The sequence below is a fragment of the Spirillospora sp. NPDC049024 genome (genome assembly GCF_040649235.1).
Taxonomy (GTDB): domain Bacteria; phylum Actinomycetota; class Actinomycetes; order Streptosporangiales; family Streptosporangiaceae; genus Spirillospora.
This window is the reverse complement of the sequence record NZ_JBEZFD010000001.1, coordinates 94,947-111,180: the sequence shown is the minus strand read 5'-3', so window position 1 is coordinate 111,180 and position 16,234 is coordinate 94,947. Positions and strand designations below refer to the sequence as shown.

The window sequence follows — 16,234 nt, the reverse complement described above, 5'->3', positions numbered from 1 at the left end:
CCAGCGTGGGAAGCGGGCCTGACCCGTCTAGTGAGTACCGAACCGAGTACCAGACGCCCTAGTTGGGGTTCGGGAAGATCAGATCCATGGCCTGTGCGCCGTCCTGGATCACGGGCCGGATCTGCTGCCGGTACACCTTCTCCGTCACCTGTGTCCCGCTGTGGCCCACCAACAGGGCGATCTTGTCCAGCGGCATCCCGTTGTCCGACAGCAGGGAGACGAAGCTGTGCCGCAGCTCGCGCGGCGTCCAGGCGTCCGGGTCCAGCCCGGCGGGCGCGATGACCTCGCGGCGGAACGCTCGTAGCACGGTCATCGCCCCTCGCACGGCGCCGGCCTCACCGGGGAACAGAAGCGCCTCGGGATCGAGTGGCTGGGGGAGACTCGCCCAGAGGTCCCGTAGGGCCACCACGCAGCGGCGGGGGAGTTTGAGCGTGCGGCGGGACTTCTTGGTCTTGGTGTCGCCCCGTGCCCTCACAGAACGCCAGACGTAGACGGCGAACTCATCGTGCCCCCCCCTGCTTCATGCACCGGGCGCCACTGCCCGCGGCCCTTGTCGTAGGCGACGACATGCGACCAGGTGAGTTTCCGGAGTTCCTCCGTCCGCGCGCCGGGGAGCAACGCGAGAATGACGTACTGCCGCATGTCCGACTGCGCACGCTCGGTGGCGGCGAGCACCTGCATTGCTTGCGCGAAGTCCAGCGCTTTGGACGGGCGGCCGGTGCGCTTGCCGGTCGGCACCTCGCAGAGCTGGACTACGTTCCGGGAGGCTACGCGCGTTCGTGACGGTCGATTCGTCACGCCCTATGAGCCCGTACCGCAGGAACCCGGCGACCGCTTCGGCAATCGTCACGTCCGCCGTTGCTTTCGGTGCTTGCTTCTCCTCCCGACGCTTCAAGCTCTCCTTGAGCTTCTTAAGCGCCTCCGTCTGAGTCTTCCCTCGGCCACGGACGATGATCCGGCGCCCATTGGGCGGATAGCCGATGCTCTGGGACGCCACCCACCTATTGCGGGAAGCGTCCCAACTGAGACCGTCTTCCCCCGGAGAACGCCGCTTCTTACCGCTCACGCCGCCTCAGCCTCCCTTTCCAGTAGTTCGATGTACTCGACATGTGCGCTTGCAGGCACAAGGCGAACGCTGTGCTCCGTGACGGTCCTGATGCGCCCCGCGCGAACCAGCTCGTAGATCCGGCTCCGGCTGAACGGGAGGATGCCGGGCAGTTTGGAGATCTTGTACAGGGGCTTGAGGCCGAAGAGTTCGGCCGGACTGGGCTTCCCGGTGTCCATCTCGCAGTCCATCCCTCGGCTTCTGGCGATCGGGGAACTTGGGCGGCGCGGCGGCGTGCGGGGTGGCTTGGGCGCCGTGCCGGTGGCGGTCGGGTGAGGGGTAGCCGTCCCAGCAGTCCCAGGGTCATTTCTGCTGGTCAGGCTGGGACGGCTTGTTCGGCTGGGACGGCTAAGCCGTCCCACGGTTTCGAGCCGTCCCGCGTTGACCTGCGATGACGAGGCTGGCACGGCTACCCGGCTCGCCAGGGGCGTTCTCGCCCTCGGGCGGGGCGATCTCGGGGCAGTAGCGGGCCCATGCGTCGGTGAAATCGGCGCGCTGGTAGCCCTTGGCCTGGGTGCCGTCGAGGTACCGGATGTTGCCGGATCTGATCTCGTATTCGCGCAGGATGGTTCCGAGCTTCATCGTGGTCAGGCCGTTGGGTCCGTAGTCGTGCCAGGGCGCTTCCGGGTCGGTCGGTAGAGCAGGGGCGGTGCCGAACGCGGTCCGGCAGTCGGTGAGCAGGCGGAGCCGGGTGGACATCTGGTCGTTGTCGTCGGCGTCGGCGGTGAGGGCCAGGACGGCGCAAGCAATTTCTCTCCGCCGACGACCGGGTTATCATGATTTCCGACGTCTCATATCCTCGCGATCGCTACGACGCGTTCGTGTGTTCCGCATGCCCCTCAGGAAGGGGAGATGGTAAAGGGGGCGCCGAGTATCCGATACCCCTTTACCATGTGTGGATTCAGGCTCGGACCCACCCTTGGGCAACGTCTGTGTCTGTCCACCAAGAAACGAAGTGGCGGGTCCACGGAGTGGAGTCTCAGCGTGCGGGCAGGGCATCGAAGAAGGCATCGTTGCCTGTCTTTCCGACCTTGCGTTCCCCGATGTAGATCAGCCGTTCACCTCCGGCTTTCTCGAACAGGGTCAGCGCTTCAGAAGACATCGGGTCTCCCCAGCCAGGCGGCCCGCATAAGACCACCGCGTAACCTGCTGGGTCGGCACGAACTCGAACTCGGTTAGATGCCTGCCGGTGTGCCAGACGTCTGCCTGGCCGGCCGCTTTCGAGAATGAGGCGTTCCGAGTCTTATCTGGGGGTTCTGAATCGTACGCATCAACGCTCAGCCCCCCGCGTGAGCCAATTGTGCTGCCCAATAGCCTCGTCCGGCTCCAAGTTTTACGATCGGCCTATCCGCGCAGAAGTCCGCCGCCCAGTCGATAGTCTGTGGTGAGGGTACGGCGTACGTGTAGCTCGCCTGCAAGAACATCTGTGCGAAGGCAAGTCGGGCACTTCCTTCCGACCGACCGCCGTTGACCGTGCTCCTCATCCACGAACGGTTCAACGATCTCCCAGTGCGGGTTCGGCCTTACGGCGATACCACCGGTCATGTAGTGCACGAGTCGCAAGTTGAACTCTGCATCGACTTGATCGTTATCGGTGCCCGCCAGCCCTGCAGCCACCTCCAGGTACTCGGCAACCTTGGGGACCCAGACCGAAGCCTCTGCTCATCCTGCAGTAGCGCGGTAAGTTCATCCCGTCGGCTTGAGGTCAAGGTCAGCTTAGCCATGCTCCGAGTCTCTCGCACTACCTTCCAACGGTCCAGCTTCTTTGGTGTCTGGCAGCCAGGGTCTTGCGCTAGTCCCGCAAGTCCGGAACCGGCCAGCTTGTCAGCAACTCTGTTGACAACAATAGGCTAAGCCCTGCTATATCATCACCGGAACGAACGCATAAGTCGGCGTCCTAGTTATTGCAGGGATCATTGTTGTCGTCGCGATCATTGCCCCAGTCTAACTCGTGATTTCGAGCTAGTGCGGCATCGATTCGGCCGCGTCGCTGTTCGCTCTGCGGATGCGCTGAATATTGCCGCACCATAGCAGGTGACACTTGGCGGGCGACAATTAGAAATAGCAGAGAAGATCCGCAAGAAATAAGCGATCCCTATATTGCATGGGAGTCTTCCTAAATTGGCCAGAAGCAAGCAATTTGCCCTGCGATGCTACAAGCTCACAATGGAAACTTACGCTCTTAAGAGCGTTTACATGGAGAATATTTCCCAGAATCCCGCACCAGTAAGAACGGAGATTGAAGCAAGGTTTCGCAGACTGTCTGTCCAACGGGCTGCATATTTGATTAGACAAGACAACATAGAAGGAGGGTTCTCGATTTTGATATTTGCCTTCGGGGCATTTTTTTCCTATCTTTTTGCGAGTTCCGTAGCCAAGGTTTTTCCTGGCGCTTTTATTCTGTATGCTCTATTGGGGCTAGTTGTATTGGGAGGACCCATAACCGTCCCGTTCATCGGTAGAAGAAAGCTTCTTTCTGGCGCCTGGATGTTCTTGTCGGGTCCGCTTATTATCCTTGCAGCATCCAGTGAGCTGCAATGGCAAATGCGCCAAACTCCACGAGTTGTGTCAGGCGTACATGCTGACTCATTTCACATTCTAAATATCGGAATAACGACAACTGTACTAGCCCTCACCTTCTATTTTAGTACTTTTATCTTTAGTTCTTTGGAGAATGCTTACAAAGTGAGAAAATGTGCCGACATTGAGATTTTTCACAATCTGCTCAAAGTCCTAGCTTTTACTCATACGCCGCTGAGGCGCTATGCAGATCTTAAGTATCGCAATCGTGCGATTTTGCAGCTACATAGGGCTGCTTACTTTCTTGAGAACGGAATTCCTCGAATAGTGCGGTGCCCTAGTGCATCACAACATGAACAAGTAAAAGAGCGATGTGCGCGTTCTGCAGAGGCGTTGAGAGGACTAGAACTCAGGCTGGCGCTATCCGACCAAGAGGCTAGGCAAGAAGTTAGCAGTCAATTGAGGGCGGTCGTCAGAGCAGTCCTGACGAGTGATTATGGAGCATTGATACTCGTGGAAGCGAGATCAAGTGGCAAACGCAAGCGCTTTGCGGTGCAAATTTACCGAACAATGCAAACTCTCATTGTCGGGATTGTGCCATTGGGAGTTATTGTCGCATGCAATGCGCTGGGGGTAAAGCTCAGTCAAACATGGGGAAATGCTGCTACAATATTCGCAATTGGCTGGGCAGTGGTGACATATCTTGCCCTAGTGGACCCATCTTATCGAACCAAGATATCTACAATTCAAGAGATGACAAGTCTTTTCAAAATCGGCATTAGGGGTACTGAAAAGCCGTCAACTTCGCCAAAGGGTGAATCGCAAGCTTAATTACCTGCTGCGTGGTCATTGGCCTTGCTGGTGATCTGTATGGGAGATTTTTGATCGATGTCCGTCCAGTCGACGACGTCGTGTTCCCCGTCCACGTCACGTCGACCGGCAAGGTGCTGGCCTGCGAGTTGCGCATGGCTCCCGACACCGCGAGCCGGCTGGGACGCGGAGGCGCCGTTCGTATCGGTCGTCGACCTGGCGAAGGGGACGCTTACCGCCAAGGTCGAAGTACCGGGCAGCGAGGGGCTGGCGGTGTCCCCCGACGGGACACGGGTCTTCGCCGCCGCGCCCTACGGCTCGTTCGCCGCGGACGCCGAGCCGCCCTCCCCTGGAATCCGCGTCATCGCCGCGGTGACCGCTTGTTGCTGGCGTAGCCAGTGGTCTCGTCGGGGCTGATGACGAACCAGTGCGGCCACGGAGCCTCGGTGTCGATCCGTTCGATCGGACGTCGCGTGGCCGTGTCAACGACCACGACGCCGCCGGGCCCGTCGGCGGATCCTTCGACGCTCGCGTACACCCGCGGCCCCGGGTGCGGGCCGAAGCGGTGCGGGCCGTCCGGCGCCTGGGCGGGCCCGCCGCCCCGATCGGCGGCATGCTCGCCGATCCCGCCCCGGTGGTGGTCCGAGCGGTCAGACGGGCGCTGCGCGGCGAGCCTGGTGCGGTGCCGGCCTCGCGCCTGTGGGCCCTGCTGGCCGCCGATTCACCGCCGCACGTCCGCGTGGGGGCCTACGAGCAGCTCTGCGGCATGGACACCTGGACCCGCCTCCATGCCGACCTCCACCTGCTGGCCGCCCGCGACGCGGAACTCGGCGCCCGGGCTCGCGACGACCTGATCGACTGGTCGCGCCGCAGTGCCGTCACCGCGTACCGGATGCCGCCCGAGGAAACGGCGCTACGCCTCGGACGGCTGATCGACACGGCCGAGCCGGTGCTCGGCGCCCAGCAAGCCGGCCGGCTGCGCTGGATCCTCGGGCTGCGTGCGGCCGGACCGGCAGGCGGCGGAGGCGGGAGCCGGTCAGCGTAGGGCGGCGGCGAACTCCAGCAGGCGCGCCGGGTCGCCGTAGGGGCTGATCAGGAGGTCTGTGGCGCCGGCGTCGGCGAAGCGGCGCAGGTGGCGGGCGACGGTTTCCTCGTCTCCTACGATCACCGTCTCGTGGACGCCGGTCAGGCCCTGGCGGTCGAGGACCGCCCGGTAGGCGGGGAAGTCCGACGCGGGGCCGAAGCGGTCGGCCAGGTCGCGGCGGACGCCGTCCGGGTCGTTGGTGAGGGCCGCGATGACGCCTGCGAGCACGCGCGGTGCGGGGCGTCCCGCGGCCTCGGCGGCCTTGGTGATCGACGGGACGATGTGGTCGGCGATCGTGTCGGCGCCCACCCAGGTCGTCACGGTGCCGTCGGCGAGTTCTCCCGCCGCCCGCAGCATGGCCGGGCCCAACGCCGACACGATCACCGGGGGCGGGGTGGCGCCGGGGGCGTCGAGAGTTCCTACCGCGGTCAGCGTCTCGCCGTGGTGGTCGACCTCCTCACCGCGCAGCAGCGGACGCAGCGCGGACAGGTATTCGCGGACGTGCCGCACCGGGCGCTCGTAGGCGATGCCGTGCAAGCCCTCGATGATCTGCGGGTGGCTCGGCCCGATGCCCAAGGTGAAGCGGCCGCCCGTCATCGCCTGCGCGGTGAGCGCCTGGCTCGCCAGCGCGAGGGGGTGGCGCGGGTAGGTCGGGACGATCGCGGTGCCCACCTCGATGCCGGGGACCTCGCGTCCGGCGACCGCCGCGGTCATGAGGGCGTCCCAGGACGCGGTGTGCCCGAAGAAGACGCTGTCGAGGCCGGTGTCCCGGGCAAGGCGGACCTGGGCGACGAGGTCGTCCAGGGGCGCCGCTCCGGCGATGGCGAACAGTCCGATGCGCATGAGCCGCTCCAAAGGTGAATCGGATCTTCCGGTTCTGCTTGTGCAGGATAACCTGAATCCCTTGTTCCGGTTACCTCTGGGAGTGACACGATGCGGGCCGACGCGAAGCGCAACCGCGAGCGGATCGTCACCTGCGCCCTCGACCTGTTCGTCGAGCGCGGGCCCGGCGTCAGCATGGAGGAGATCGCGCGGGCGGCCGACCTCGGCGTGGGCACCCTCTACCGGCACTTCCCGGACCGGCGAGCGCTCGTCGAGGAGATCGCGAGCAGTGCGCTTCGGCGCCTCGGCTCGGAGATGCGGCGGCTTCGGGAGCCGGAGATCCCGCGCTGGGACGCGCTGACCGAGGTGGTGGCCTTCTGCGCGAGCCAGCCGTTCGCGCTCGTGAAGTCCGTCGCGGACGGTGATGCTCCGAAGGAGCGGCTCGCCTTGCAGGACGAGGTCGACGGGCTTTTCCTGGAGTTCGTCAAGGAGGTGCAGGAAGCGGGCGCGATGCGCGACGACATCAGCCCCGCCGAGGCCGTCGAGATCCTCAGCACCGCCGTCTGCCGTCCTGGCGCCGAGCCGGGCGACGCCGTCACCCGCGTAGTGCTGGACGGCCTCAGAGCCAAGCCTCCGAAGTAGTGACGTCCACCGGTGGCCGGGGAACTCCGGGGGTTCGGTCGCTGAGTTGAAGCGCTGACGTCCCCTTGCTCGGAGTTGGAGCGCCCGGCCCGTGTGCGGGTCGGGCGCTCTTTTGTGTGTCGGTGCTGTTGAGGGGCCGCGCGGTCTTCCCATACGGCGGGATGGTCGTTTCGGGGGTGATGATCGGGTAGGTGGGAGGCGACGTGCCTTGCGGAGGGGGGCTGCGGCGGCATGCTCGCGCTGGTTCTCGCCTATGCCGTCGTCGCGGTCGCGGTGCCCTGGGCGCTCGGGCGGCGTCGGCGCCTGATGGCGTGTGCGGCGGCGGTCCTGCCGGCGGTGACGGCCGGGTGGGCCGCCGCGCAGGTCGGGCGGGGGCCGCTCACGGCGCGGCTGGACTGGGCGCCGGATCTGGGGCTGGTGTTCGACTTCCGGCTGGACGCGCTGTCCATCGTCATGCTGCTGCTGATCGGCGGGGTCGGGGCCGTCGTCCTGTGCTACGCGGGGTGGTACTTCGAGCGTTCCGAGAGGCTGATGGTCGGGACCCTCGTCGCGTTCGCGGGGGCGATGACGGGGCTGGTGCTGTCCGACAACCTGCTCGTCCTGTACGTGTTCTGGGAGCTGACCACGCTCAGCTCGTTCGTGCTCATCGGCGCGCCGCGGCCCGAGCGGGCGGAGGACCGGCGGGCGGCCGCGCAGGCGCTGCTCATGACGACCGCGTTCGGGCTGGTCATGCTCGCCGGGTTCGTGCTGGTCGGGCAGACCGCCGGTACGTACCGGATCTCCGCGATCGTGGCCGATCCGCCGGGCGGCGGCCTCGCGACGGCGGGGGTGGTGCTGGTGCTGCTCGGCGCGTTCGCCAAGTCGGCGCAGGTGCCGCTGCACGCGTGGCTTCCCGCCGCGATGGTGGCGCCCACTCCGGTCAGTGCCTATCTGCACGCCGCGGCCATGGTGAAGGCCGGCGTCTACCTGGTGGCGCGGCTGACGCCCGCGTTCGCCGAAGCCGGGGTCTGGCGCCCGCTGGTGCTGAGCGTGGGGCTGCTGAGCCTGCTGACGGGCGGGGTCCTCGCGCTGCGGCAGCATGACCTGAAGCGGCTGCTCGCCTACGGGACGATCAGCCAGTTGGGCTTCCTCATGGTCCTGCTGGGGGACGGGACGCGGGTCGCGGCGCTGGCGGGCACCGCCTTGCTCCTGGCCCACGGTCTGTTCAAGGCACCGCTGTTCCTGACGGTCGGCGCGCTGGAGCACGAGACGGGCACGCGCCGCGCCGACCGGCTCTCGGGGGCGTGGGGACGGCTGCCGGTGCTGGCGGTCGCGGCGGCGGCGGCCACGGCGTCCATGATCGGGCTGCCGCCCTTCCTGGGGTTCGTGGCGAAAGAGGCCGCCATGGAGGCCTTCGCCCATGGGGGCTGGGCGGTCGTCGTCCTTGTTGGGGTGGTGGCCGGGTCCACGCTGACCGTGGCCTACGGGATCCGGTTCCTGTTCGGTGCCTTCGCCGGTCAGGCGGACGTGTCGCCCAGGGAGCGCTGGGGATTGGTGGGGCCCGTCGTGGTCCTCGCTGCGGCCGGATTCGCCTTGGGCGTCGTCCCCGGGGTGATGCAGAAACTCGTCGGGCCGTACGCGGACACGCTGCCGGGGGACGGCGAGTACAAGCTCGCGCTGTGGCACGGGCTCGCGCTGCCGATCGCCCTGTCCATGCTCGCGCTCGTGCTGGGCGTCGTGGTGTTCGTCCTGTTCGGGCGGACGTTCCCCGTCGGGCGGGCGCGGTGGCGGTTCCTGGACGCGCAGCGCGGCTACGACGGCGCGGTCGAGGGGGTCCTCGCCGGGGCGCACGCGCTCACCGCGCGCGTGCAGATCGGCTCGCTGCCCGTCTACCTCGGTGTGATCGGGGCGACGGTGCTGGTGGTGCCCGGCTCGGCGCTGGTGGCCGGGCTGGTCCGCGGGACGGGACCCGGCATGCCGGTGGACCGGTTCCGGGCGTGGGACGATCCCGCGCAGGTGGTCCTCGCCGTCGTCGTGATCGGGTGCGCGCTCGCGGCGCGGCGGGCCCGCCGCAGGCTCACGGCCGCGCTGCTGCTCGCCGGGACGGGCTACGCGATCGGCGGGCTGTTCGTGGCGCAGGGCGGGCTCGACCTCGCGCTGACGCTCTTCGTCGTGGAGACGCTCTCGCTGATCATGCTGGTGCTGGTGCTGCGGCGGCTGCCGGTGCGTTACCCGCCGCGCCGCCGCACGGGTCCGGCCAGGGCCGCGGGGGGAGCGATCAGCGCGTGCCTGGGCGGGTTCGTCGCGCTGTTCCTGGTGGTGGCGGCGCTGAGCCGGAACACCCGGCCGGTCGGCGCCGGATACGCCCCTCTCGCGGCCGAGGAGGGGGCCGAGAACATCGTGAACGCGATCCTCGTCGAGATGCGGGCGCTGGACACCCTCGGCGAGATCGCGGTGCTGGGCGTCGCGGCGATGGGTGTCGTCGGCCTGGTGACGAGCGGACGGCGGCTGCCGAGTCCGACCGGCGGGGAGCGCGGGCCCGGGGAGCCGGGGAGCCGCTGGCTCGCGGCACCGGGACGGCCGCCGCTGGGCGGTTCCTCGGTGGTCCTGGAGGCGGCGGCGCGGCTGATCGGCCCGACCGTCCTGGTGTTCTCCCTCTACCTGCTCGTCGCGGGCCACAACCGCCCGGGAGGCGGGTTCGTGGGCGGGCTCGTGGCGGGCATGGCGTTCGCCCTGCGCTACCTGCCGGGCGGCCGGCGGGAACTGGCGAGCGCGCTGCCGGTGCGGCCGAGCGTCCTGCTCGGCGGCGGTCTGGGCCTCGCGGTCGCGACGGGGGCGGCCGGGTGGGCGGACGGCGGGTTCCCGCACGGGCAGTTCCTCCAGGGCGAGGTCTGGAGCGCCTCGCTGCCGGTCCTCGGCGAGGTGAAGCTGCCCACCAGCCTGTTCTTCGACATCGGGGTCTACCTGCTGGTGCTCGGGCTGGTCCTGACGATCCTCTCCACGCTCGGGGCGAGCCTGGAGGACGAACCGGATGAAGAGGACGAAGAGGAGGAGACGGCATGACCGGTCCCGCGCTCGTCCTCGTGCTGACCGTCGCCGTGCTGTTCGCCGCCGGATTCGACCTGCTGATGCAGCGGTCCCTCATCCGCGTCGTGGTCGGCTTCATGCTCCTCGGGCACGGCGCCAACCTCGTCCTGCTGCTGGCGGGCGGGGCCGCCGGGGCGCCGCCGCTGCTCGGCGCGAAGGCGGACCGGGCGATGGCCGACCCGCTGCCGCAGGCCATGGCGCTCACCGCCATCGTGATCACGTTCGGCGTCACGGCGTTCCTGCTGGCGCTGGCCTACCGGAGCCGGCGGCTGCTCGGCGAGGACGAGGTGCAGGACGACGTGGAGGACCGCCGGATCTGCGCCGAGCACGTCCGCGCGTCCTGGGACGAACCGCCGGAGCGGCACGACCCGCTGGAGGAGGACGAGAGCGGATGAACGTCCTGCTCCCCATGCCGTTCGCGCTGCCGCTGCTCGGGGCGGCGCTCGCGATGGCCAGCCGCCGGCGCCGGTCCTGGCTGCGGATCCTCGCGCCGCTCGTCGGGGCGGGCGTGGTGGCGGCCGCCGTGGCGGTGCTGGTCGCGGTGGCGCGGGACGGGGTCGTCGCGGTGCAGGCCGGGGGCTGGGCGGCCCCGCTCGGGATCACGCTCGTCGCCGACCGGCTGTCGGCGCTGCTGCTCGTGGTGTCCAGCACCGTGCTGCTGGCGATCATGCTGCACGCGGTGGCGGAGGGCGCGGGTGCGCTGGAGCGCCGGAGCGAGCCGGGGGTGTTCCATCCCGCCTACCTCGCGCTGACCGCCGGGGTCTGCCTGGTCTTCCTCGCCGGGGACCTGTTCAACCTGTTCGTCGCGTTCGAGGTGATGCTCGCGTCGAGCTACGTGCTGATGACCCTCCAGCCGACGGCCGCGCGCCTCCGGGCGAGCATGACCTACACGGTCGTCAGCCTCACGTCGTCCATCATGTTCCTCACCGCGCTCGGCCTGACCTACGCGGCGGCGGGGACGGTGAACCTCGCCGACCTGTCCGAGCGCGTCCCGCACCTGCCGGCGGGCACCCGCACGGCGCTCGGGCTGCTGTTCCTCGTGGTGTTCGGGATCAAGGGCGCGATCGTGCCGATGCACCTGTGGCTGCCCGACAGCTACCCGGCCGCCCTCACCAAGGTCACCGCCGTGTTCGCCGCGCTGCTGACGAAGGCCGCGGTGTACTCGCTCATCCGCGTCCAGACGCTGGTGTTCCCCCGCGAGCACGGGTCGTGGGTGATGCTCCTCCTCGCCGCCGCGACGATGGTCGTGGGCACGCTCGGCGCGCTGGCGAACGACGACATCCACCGGGTGTTCTCGTTCACCCTCGTCGGCCACATCGGCTACATGCTCTTCGGCCTCGCGCTGTTCAGCGTCGCCGGGCTCACCGGGGCGATCCTCTACCTCGTCCACCACATCGTGGTGCAGGCGACGCTGTTCCTGGTCAGCGACCTGATCCAGGCGCGCACGGGGGAGATCTCCCTGCACCGCCTCGGCGGCATGGCGCGCCTGTCGGCCTTCATCGCCGTGCTGTTCTTCATCCCCGCCATGAGCGTGAGCGGGGTGCCGCCGACCTCCGGGTTCGTCGCGAAGCTCGCGCTGTTCCAGGCGGGCCTCGGGTCGGGACGGCCGCTGGCGTACGCCGTCACGGGGTTCGCGGTGCTCGCGAGCCTCCTCACGCTCATGGCGATGGCGCGGATCTGGGCGCTCGGGTTCTGGCGCCCACGCCCGGAGGAGGCGGGGGAGCCGCCCGCCGCCGAGCCCTACGCGCGCGGCGGCGTGCGGGCCATGCAGACGGTGACCGCACTGATGGTCGCGGGCGGGCTCCTCATCGCCCTGTTCGCCGGTCCGCTGTCGGCATGGAGTGCGCGCGCCGCGGCCGACCTGTTGGAGCCCACCGCCTACCGGCACGCCGTGCTGGACGGGAGGACGCCGTGAACCACACGCTCCGCAGGGTCGGCGCCCGGCTGGGCATGACGGCATGGCTGCTCGCCGTCTGGGTGCTGCTGTGGGGACGGGTCGACGCCCTGATCGTCGTCGGCGGGGTCATCGCCGTGGTCATCGCCTACGCGGCCAGCAGGCTGCCCGCCGTCCCGCTCGTCAGGCGGATCCGGCCGCTCCGCCTCGCCGAGGCCGGCGCGGAGCTCGCGTGGGACCTGCTCGTGTCGAGCCTCGTCATCGGCTGGCACGCGCTGCGCGCACCGCGCCGGGTCAGGGGCGCCGTCATCGAGGTGAGGGCCCGGACGCGCTCGGAGCTCCTCCTGCTCATGGTCACGGCGAGCATCTCCCTGCGCCCCGGCACCCTGCTCGTCGACCTCGACTGGGACCGGTCGATCCTGCGCATCCACTGCATGCCGGTCCGCGGCCGGCGGGAGGCCGACGCCGCCCGGGACGGCGTGCTCCGGACGGAGCACAGGCTGATGCAGGCCCTCGTGACACCGGAGGACACAGCGGAGGAGGAACCGCGTTGACCGTCGTCTACACCCTCACCATGGCCCTGCTGGGCGCGGCGATCCTGATGACCGCCGCGCGGCTCGTCCGCGGCCCGACCTCCTTCGACCGGATCATGGCCGTGGACGTCCTGGCGGTCCTGCTGGTCAGCGGCATCGCGGTGCACTCGGCCGTGTGGGGGGAGCCCGCGCAGGCCACGATCCTGGTGGCCTTCGTGCTGCTGGGGTTCGTCGGGTCGGTCACCGCCGCCCGGCTCGCGGCGCGGCGGGAGGGGGACTCGTGAACGCCGGCGACGTCGCCACCGCCGTCCTGATGCCCGCGGGCGCCGCCTTCTGCGCGGTGGGCGCGCTCGGCGTGCTGCGCTTCCCCGACCTGCTCACCCGGCTGCACGCCGCGACGAAACCGCAGACGATCGGGCTGCTGCTCGTCCTCGCGGGCGCGGCGCCGCAGGCGGAGTCCGTCGCGGCCGCCGCGCCGCTGCTGCTGGTCGCGGTCTTCCAGCTGATCACCGCGCCCGTCGCCGCCCAGACGATCGGCGCCGCCGCCTACCGCGCCGGCGCCCTCGACCGGTCCATCCTCGCCATCGACGAGACCGACCGGAAATCCTGACCGCCGTCCGGCCCGCTCACTCCTCGGTGGCGGGGCTGCCGCCGGCGACGACCTCGGCGAGCAGGTCCTCCTCGGTGGAGCCGCGCCGCCAGTAGCCGGTGAACACGACGCCGCGGCGGTCCAGCCCGCGCTCGGCCACCAGGTGCCGCCGCAGCGCCTTGACCACGGCGGACTCGCCGGCGATCCACGCGTAGGCGCCGTCCGGGACCTCCGCCGCGCGCACGGCGTCCAGCAGCCCGCCGGGGGAGACCCAGGTGACCTGCGCGTCGGCCGCGGTCGGCAGGTCCTGCCTGTCGCCGGGATGCGGGACGTCGATCCAGACCCGCGCGGGCGTCCCGGCGGGCAGCCAGGCGAGGTTCCCGGCGATGGCGGGCAGCGCCGTGAGGTCGCCCGCCATCACGACCGGGGCGCCGGGCGGCGGCCGGAAGTCGCAGCCGCCGTTGTCGGGACCCGTCGGGCCGAGGACGGTGACGCGGTCGCCCGCGCTCGCCGCCGCCGCCCAGCGGGCCGCCGGGCCGGACGCGCCGTCCATGTGCAGCGCGAAGTCGACGTCCAGCTCGCCGGGGCGCTTGTCGCGGACGGTGTAGGACCGCATGATGCCGCGCACCGCCGGGTCCAGCGCCCGCCAGTCGGCGAACCACGTGTCGGCGCCGCTCCCGCGCGGCATCACGGGGGCGTCCTGGTGCGGGTGCGGCAGGAACAGCTTGAACCGCTGGTCGCGCCCTCCGCTGACGAAGCCGTCCACGGACTCGCCGCCGAAGGTGACGCGCACCATGGACGGGCCGAGCCGCTCGGCCCGCAGGACGTGCAGGTCGAAGAAGGCGTACGGGTGCGCCGGTGTCCTCGGCATCGTCCGCCTCTCAGCCCGTCTTCTTCGCCGACCGGATGGCCGCGGCGAGCGCCTCGACGACCGGCGCGCAGCCCTCGTAGGAGAAGCGGGGCTCGGCCTGCCACGCGATGACCTGGCCCGCCTTCACCGCCGGCAGGTCCTTCCAGGACGGCTTGGAGCCGAGGTCCTTCGGCTGGAGCGCCTGCGTGCGGGAGTCGAGCATGATGACGTCGGCCTTGTACTTGTCGGCGTTCTCCCAGCTCAGCTCCTCGAAGTAGCCGTCCTTGCCCGGCTTCTCCGGGACGATCAGGTCGACGCCGAGCTCCTTGAAGTAGATGAGGTCGGTGTTCTTGGCCGGGCTGGAGGCGTAGAACAGGTCGGGGCTCGCGGAGGCCGCCAGCACCTTCAGCCCCGGCTTGGCCTCGGCAGCGGCGCGCAGGGACTCGGCCGCCTTGTCGAACCGCGCCTTGGCGGCGGTGACCTTGGCCGACTTCAGGTCGGCGCCGAGGGCCGCGGCGAGCGCGGCGGTCCGCTCGATCGGCTTCGGCAGCGGGACGGCGCCCGTGGAGATGCCGGCGGAGGCCGCCAGCGCGAAGATCTTCTCCTTGCTCTCGGCCGGGACGTAGAAGAGCTCGCCCGGCACGAACATGTTGTCGACGAGCAGGTCGGGGCGCAGCGCGGCGTACTTCTCGATGTTGAACTCGCCGTAGGCGTTGCCGATGATCTCCAGCCGGTCCACGGGCAGGTTCCCGGCCTGCGGGTCGGGCTTGCCGTCCGCGAGCTTCGTCGGGCCGTACACGCCGACGAGCTGCCGGTCCACGCCGAAGTCGTAGAGCGCGGCGGCGGCGCCGACGTACGCCACGACCCGCTGCGGACGCGCCTTCAGCCGGATCCGCGTGCCGCGGTCGTCGGTGAACGTCCAGGCGCCGCCGCCCGGCGAGGCCGTTCCGCCCGCGTCGGAACCGCTTCCGCACGCGCTGATGAGCGCCCCGAGGGCGAGGGCGCCGCCCGCGCCGAGCAGGCCGCGGCGGGTAAGGCTCTGTGCCCCGATGTTCGACATTTTCCGACGTTCTCCCAAATCAAGGTGCACGGCCGGATGGTCGGCCGATGGGGACTTAGGTTAACCTAACCTAAGATCTTGTCCAGAGTGGGGACCGTCACGGTGGTCCCCGGCCCTCCCCCCCCGGAGCCCGTCACGTGTCGTCGACGAAGTCGCCGCCGGTCGCGCCGCCCGCGCCCGCCCCGCGGCCGGCGCCCGCCCCGCCGCCGCCGGGCGCGCGGTGGGCCGCCGGGCTCGCCGGCGCGCTGCTGCTCCTGCTCGCCGCCGTCGTGCTGAGCCTCGGGGTCGGCGCGAAGCCGCTGCCGCCCGGCCAGGTCTGGGACGGGCTGCTGCACGCCGATTCGCCCGCGTACGCGCTCGTCCACGAGATGCGCCTGCCGCGCACCCTGCTCGGGCTGCTCGCGGGGACGGCGCTCGGCCTCGCCGGCGCGGTCATGCAGTCGCTCACCCGCAACCCGCTCGCCGACCCCGGCATCCTCGGCATCAACGCGGGCGCCGCCGCCGCGGTCGTGTCGGCCATCTCGTTCCTCGGCGTCACCTCGTTCACCGGGTTCGTCTGGTTCGCGTTCGCCGGTGCGGGCGCCGTCGCGGTCCTGCTCTACGCGGTCGGCGGCGGGCGCGCCGCCACCCCGGCCCGGCTGGCCCTCGCCGGGTCGGCGCTGAACGCCGCGCTCTACTCCTACGTGAACGCGGTGCAGCTGCTCGACACGGCGTCCCTCGACCGGATGCGCTTCTGGACGGTCGGGTCGCTCGCCGCCGCGCAGGGCTACACCGTCGTCCGCGTCGCGCCGTTCGTCCTGGTCGGCCTGGCGGCGGCGCTGCTGCTCGCGCGCCCGCTGAACGCGATGGCGATGGGCGAGGACGCCGCCCGCGCGCTCGGCGCCGACCCCGTCCGCGTCCGGATCGCCGCGATCGTCACCGTCACGCTGCTGTGCGGCGCGGCGACGGCGGCGTGCGGGCCGATCGTCTTCGTCGGCCTGATGGTGCCGCACCTGGTCCGCGCGCTGACCGGTCCCGACCTGCGCCGGCTGATCCCGTACTGCGCGGTCCTCGCGCCCGCCCTGATGCTCGCGGCGGACGTCCTCGGCCGCGTCGCCGTGCGCCCCTCGGAGCTCCAGGTCGGGGTCGTGATGGTCGTCGCGGGCGGGCCGGTCTTCCTGTACTTCGTGCGGCGGCCGAGGAGGTCGCTCTCATGAGCGGAGCGGACCGGGGGGCGTGGGGGGTCGTCCCCCCACAAGGAGGTCGCAGCGGGGCGACCC

18 protein-coding genes are annotated in these 16,234 nt (G+C 69.7%); 10 read left to right on the top strand and 8 right to left on the bottom strand.

Annotation, left to right across the window (positions count from 1 at the left end):
* Positions 1-58 precede the first annotated feature (58 nt).
* From AB0C21_RS00535 to AB0C21_RS00515, 5 genes are all read right to left on the bottom strand, one after another.
* Positions 59-475, bottom strand: a complete 417-nt coding sequence (locus tag AB0C21_RS00535; RefSeq protein ID WP_500201980.1) for a tyrosine-type recombinase/integrase — start codon at positions 473-475, stop codon at positions 59-61.
* Positions 472-738 carry a hypothetical protein gene (locus tag AB0C21_RS00530; RefSeq protein WP_500201979.1) on the bottom strand — a complete coding sequence of 89 codons (267 nt, stop codon included), beginning with the start codon at positions 736-738 and terminating at the stop codon, positions 472-474. The genes AB0C21_RS00535 and AB0C21_RS00530 overlap by 4 nt, the downstream gene beginning before the upstream one ends.
* 324 nt (positions 739-1,062) lie before the next feature.
* Positions 1,063-1,296, bottom strand: coding sequence for a helix-turn-helix domain-containing protein (locus AB0C21_RS00525; RefSeq protein ID WP_500201978.1), 234 nt, complete (start codon positions 1,294-1,296; stop codon positions 1,063-1,065).
* Between the two features lie 157 nt (positions 1,297-1,453).
* Positions 1,454-1,840 carry a DUF3631 domain-containing protein gene (locus AB0C21_RS00520; RefSeq protein WP_500202332.1) on the bottom strand — a complete coding sequence of 129 codons (387 nt, stop codon included), beginning with the start codon at positions 1,838-1,840 and terminating at the stop codon, positions 1,454-1,456.
* Between the two features lie 244 nt (positions 1,841-2,084).
* On the bottom strand, positions 2,085-2,207 hold the full coding sequence (locus AB0C21_RS00515; RefSeq protein WP_500201977.1) for a hypothetical protein: 123 nt from the start codon (positions 2,205-2,207) through the stop codon (positions 2,085-2,087).
* Between the two features lie 1,094 nt (positions 2,208-3,301).
* Between AB0C21_RS00515 and AB0C21_RS00510 the strand changes: the two genes are divergently transcribed.
* Together AB0C21_RS00510 and AB0C21_RS00505 are read left to right on the top strand one after the other, a co-directional pair.
* Positions 3,302-4,456 carry a hypothetical protein gene (locus tag AB0C21_RS00510; protein ID WP_500201976.1) on the top strand — a complete coding sequence of 385 codons (1,155 nt, stop codon included), beginning with the start codon at positions 3,302-3,304 and terminating at the stop codon, positions 4,454-4,456.
* Between the two features lie 529 nt (positions 4,457-4,985).
* A complete protein-coding gene (locus AB0C21_RS00505; RefSeq protein ID WP_500201975.1) occupies positions 4,986-5,480 on the top strand; it encodes a hypothetical protein in 495 nt (164 codons plus the stop codon).
* Here AB0C21_RS00505 and AB0C21_RS00500 read toward each other — a convergent pair.
* Complete coding sequence (locus AB0C21_RS00500; protein ID WP_500201974.1) at positions 5,472-6,362, bottom strand: LLM class F420-dependent oxidoreductase; 891 nt, start codon at positions 6,360-6,362, stop codon at positions 5,472-5,474. The genes AB0C21_RS00505 and AB0C21_RS00500 overlap by 9 nt on opposite strands.
* A 90-nt stretch (positions 6,363-6,452) precedes the next feature.
* Between AB0C21_RS00500 and AB0C21_RS00495 the strand changes: the two genes are divergently transcribed.
* The 7 genes from AB0C21_RS00495 (at position 6,453) to mnhG (ending at position 13,086) form a co-directional block, all read left to right on the top strand.
* A complete protein-coding gene (locus tag AB0C21_RS00495) occupies positions 6,453-6,983 on the top strand; it encodes a TetR/AcrR family transcriptional regulator (RefSeq protein ID WP_500201973.1) in 531 nt (176 codons plus the stop codon).
* Positions 6,984-7,214: 231 nt separating this feature from the next.
* Positions 7,215-10,025: a hydrogen gas-evolving membrane-bound hydrogenase subunit E gene (mbhE, locus tag AB0C21_RS00490; RefSeq protein ID WP_500201972.1), complete on the top strand. Its 2,811-nt coding sequence runs from the start codon at positions 7,215-7,217 to the stop codon at positions 10,023-10,025.
* Positions 10,022-10,444 (top strand): Na(+)/H(+) antiporter subunit C, encoded by a 423-nt coding sequence (locus AB0C21_RS00485; protein WP_500201971.1) that lies wholly within the window; start codon positions 10,022-10,024, stop codon positions 10,442-10,444. Before mbhE ends, AB0C21_RS00485 begins: the two co-directional genes overlap by 4 nt.
* Positions 10,441-11,964: a Na+/H+ antiporter subunit D gene (locus AB0C21_RS00480; protein ID WP_500201970.1), complete on the top strand. Its 1,524-nt coding sequence runs from the start codon at positions 10,441-10,443 to the stop codon at positions 11,962-11,964. Before AB0C21_RS00485 ends, AB0C21_RS00480 begins: the two co-directional genes overlap by 4 nt.
* Entirely contained in the window at positions 11,961-12,497 is a 537-nt protein-coding gene (locus AB0C21_RS00475) for a Na+/H+ antiporter subunit E (protein WP_500201969.1), read from the top strand. Before AB0C21_RS00480 ends, AB0C21_RS00475 begins: the two co-directional genes overlap by 4 nt.
* On the top strand, positions 12,494-12,760 hold the full coding sequence (locus AB0C21_RS00470) for an MrpF/PhaF family protein (protein WP_149257533.1): 267 nt from the start codon (positions 12,494-12,496) through the stop codon (positions 12,758-12,760). The genes AB0C21_RS00475 and AB0C21_RS00470 overlap by 4 nt, the downstream gene beginning before the upstream one ends.
* The gene (mnhG, locus tag AB0C21_RS00465) at positions 12,757-13,086 is read left to right on the top strand and encodes a monovalent cation/H(+) antiporter subunit G (protein WP_500201968.1); all 330 of its coding nucleotides are present in this window, start codon (positions 12,757-12,759) and stop codon (positions 13,084-13,086) included. Before AB0C21_RS00470 ends, mnhG begins: the two co-directional genes overlap by 4 nt.
* 16 nt (positions 13,087-13,102) lie before the next feature.
* Here the strand turns inward: mnhG and AB0C21_RS00460 are convergent, their stop codons facing one another.
* Entirely contained in the window at positions 13,103-13,936 is an 834-nt protein-coding gene (locus AB0C21_RS00460; RefSeq protein ID WP_500201967.1) for a siderophore-interacting protein, read from the bottom strand.
* Positions 13,937-13,946: 10 nt separating this feature from the next.
* On the bottom strand, positions 13,947-14,975 hold the full coding sequence (locus tag AB0C21_RS00455; protein ID WP_500201966.1) for an ABC transporter substrate-binding protein: 1,029 nt from the start codon (positions 14,973-14,975) through the stop codon (positions 13,947-13,949).
* 137 nt (positions 14,976-15,112) lie between these two features.
* Between AB0C21_RS00455 and AB0C21_RS00450 the strand changes: the two genes are divergently transcribed.
* Complete coding sequence (locus tag AB0C21_RS00450) at positions 15,113-16,171, top strand: FecCD family ABC transporter permease (protein WP_500201965.1); 1,059 nt, start codon at positions 15,113-15,115, stop codon at positions 16,169-16,171.
* The last annotated feature ends 63 nt before the right edge of the window (positions 16,172-16,234 follow it).

Excerpts from the sequence above, each read along its gene's own strand:
- AB0C21_RS00460 (WP_500201967.1), bottom strand. The coding sequence starts at position 13,936 with ATGCCGAGGACACCGGCGCACCCGTACGCCTTCTTCGACCTGCACGTC.
- mbhE (WP_500201972.1), top strand. The coding sequence starts at position 7,215 with ATGCTCGCGCTGGTTCTCGCCTATGCCGTCGTCGCGGTCGCGGTGCCC.
- AB0C21_RS00525 (WP_500201978.1), bottom strand. The coding sequence starts at position 1,296 with ATGGACTGCGAGATGGACACCGGGAAGCCCAGTCCGGCCGAACTCTTC.
- AB0C21_RS00515 (WP_500201977.1), bottom strand. The coding sequence starts at position 2,207 with ATGTCTTCTGAAGCGCTGACCCTGTTCGAGAAAGCCGGAGGTGAACGG.
- AB0C21_RS00500 (WP_500201974.1), bottom strand. The coding sequence starts at position 6,362 with ATGCGCATCGGACTGTTCGCCATCGCCGGAGCGGCGCCCCTGGACGAC.
- AB0C21_RS00495 (WP_500201973.1), top strand. The coding sequence starts at position 6,453 with ATGCGGGCCGACGCGAAGCGCAACCGCGAGCGGATCGTCACCTGCGCC.
- AB0C21_RS00455 (WP_500201966.1), bottom strand. The coding sequence starts at position 14,975 with ATGTCGAACATCGGGGCACAGAGCCTTACCCGCCGCGGCCTGCTCGGC.
- AB0C21_RS00510 (WP_500201976.1), top strand. The coding sequence starts at position 3,302 with ATGGAGAATATTTCCCAGAATCCCGCACCAGTAAGAACGGAGATTGAA.
- AB0C21_RS00485 (WP_500201971.1), top strand. The coding sequence starts at position 10,022 with ATGACCGGTCCCGCGCTCGTCCTCGTGCTGACCGTCGCCGTGCTGTTC.
- AB0C21_RS00480 (WP_500201970.1), top strand. The coding sequence starts at position 10,441 with ATGAACGTCCTGCTCCCCATGCCGTTCGCGCTGCCGCTGCTCGGGGCG.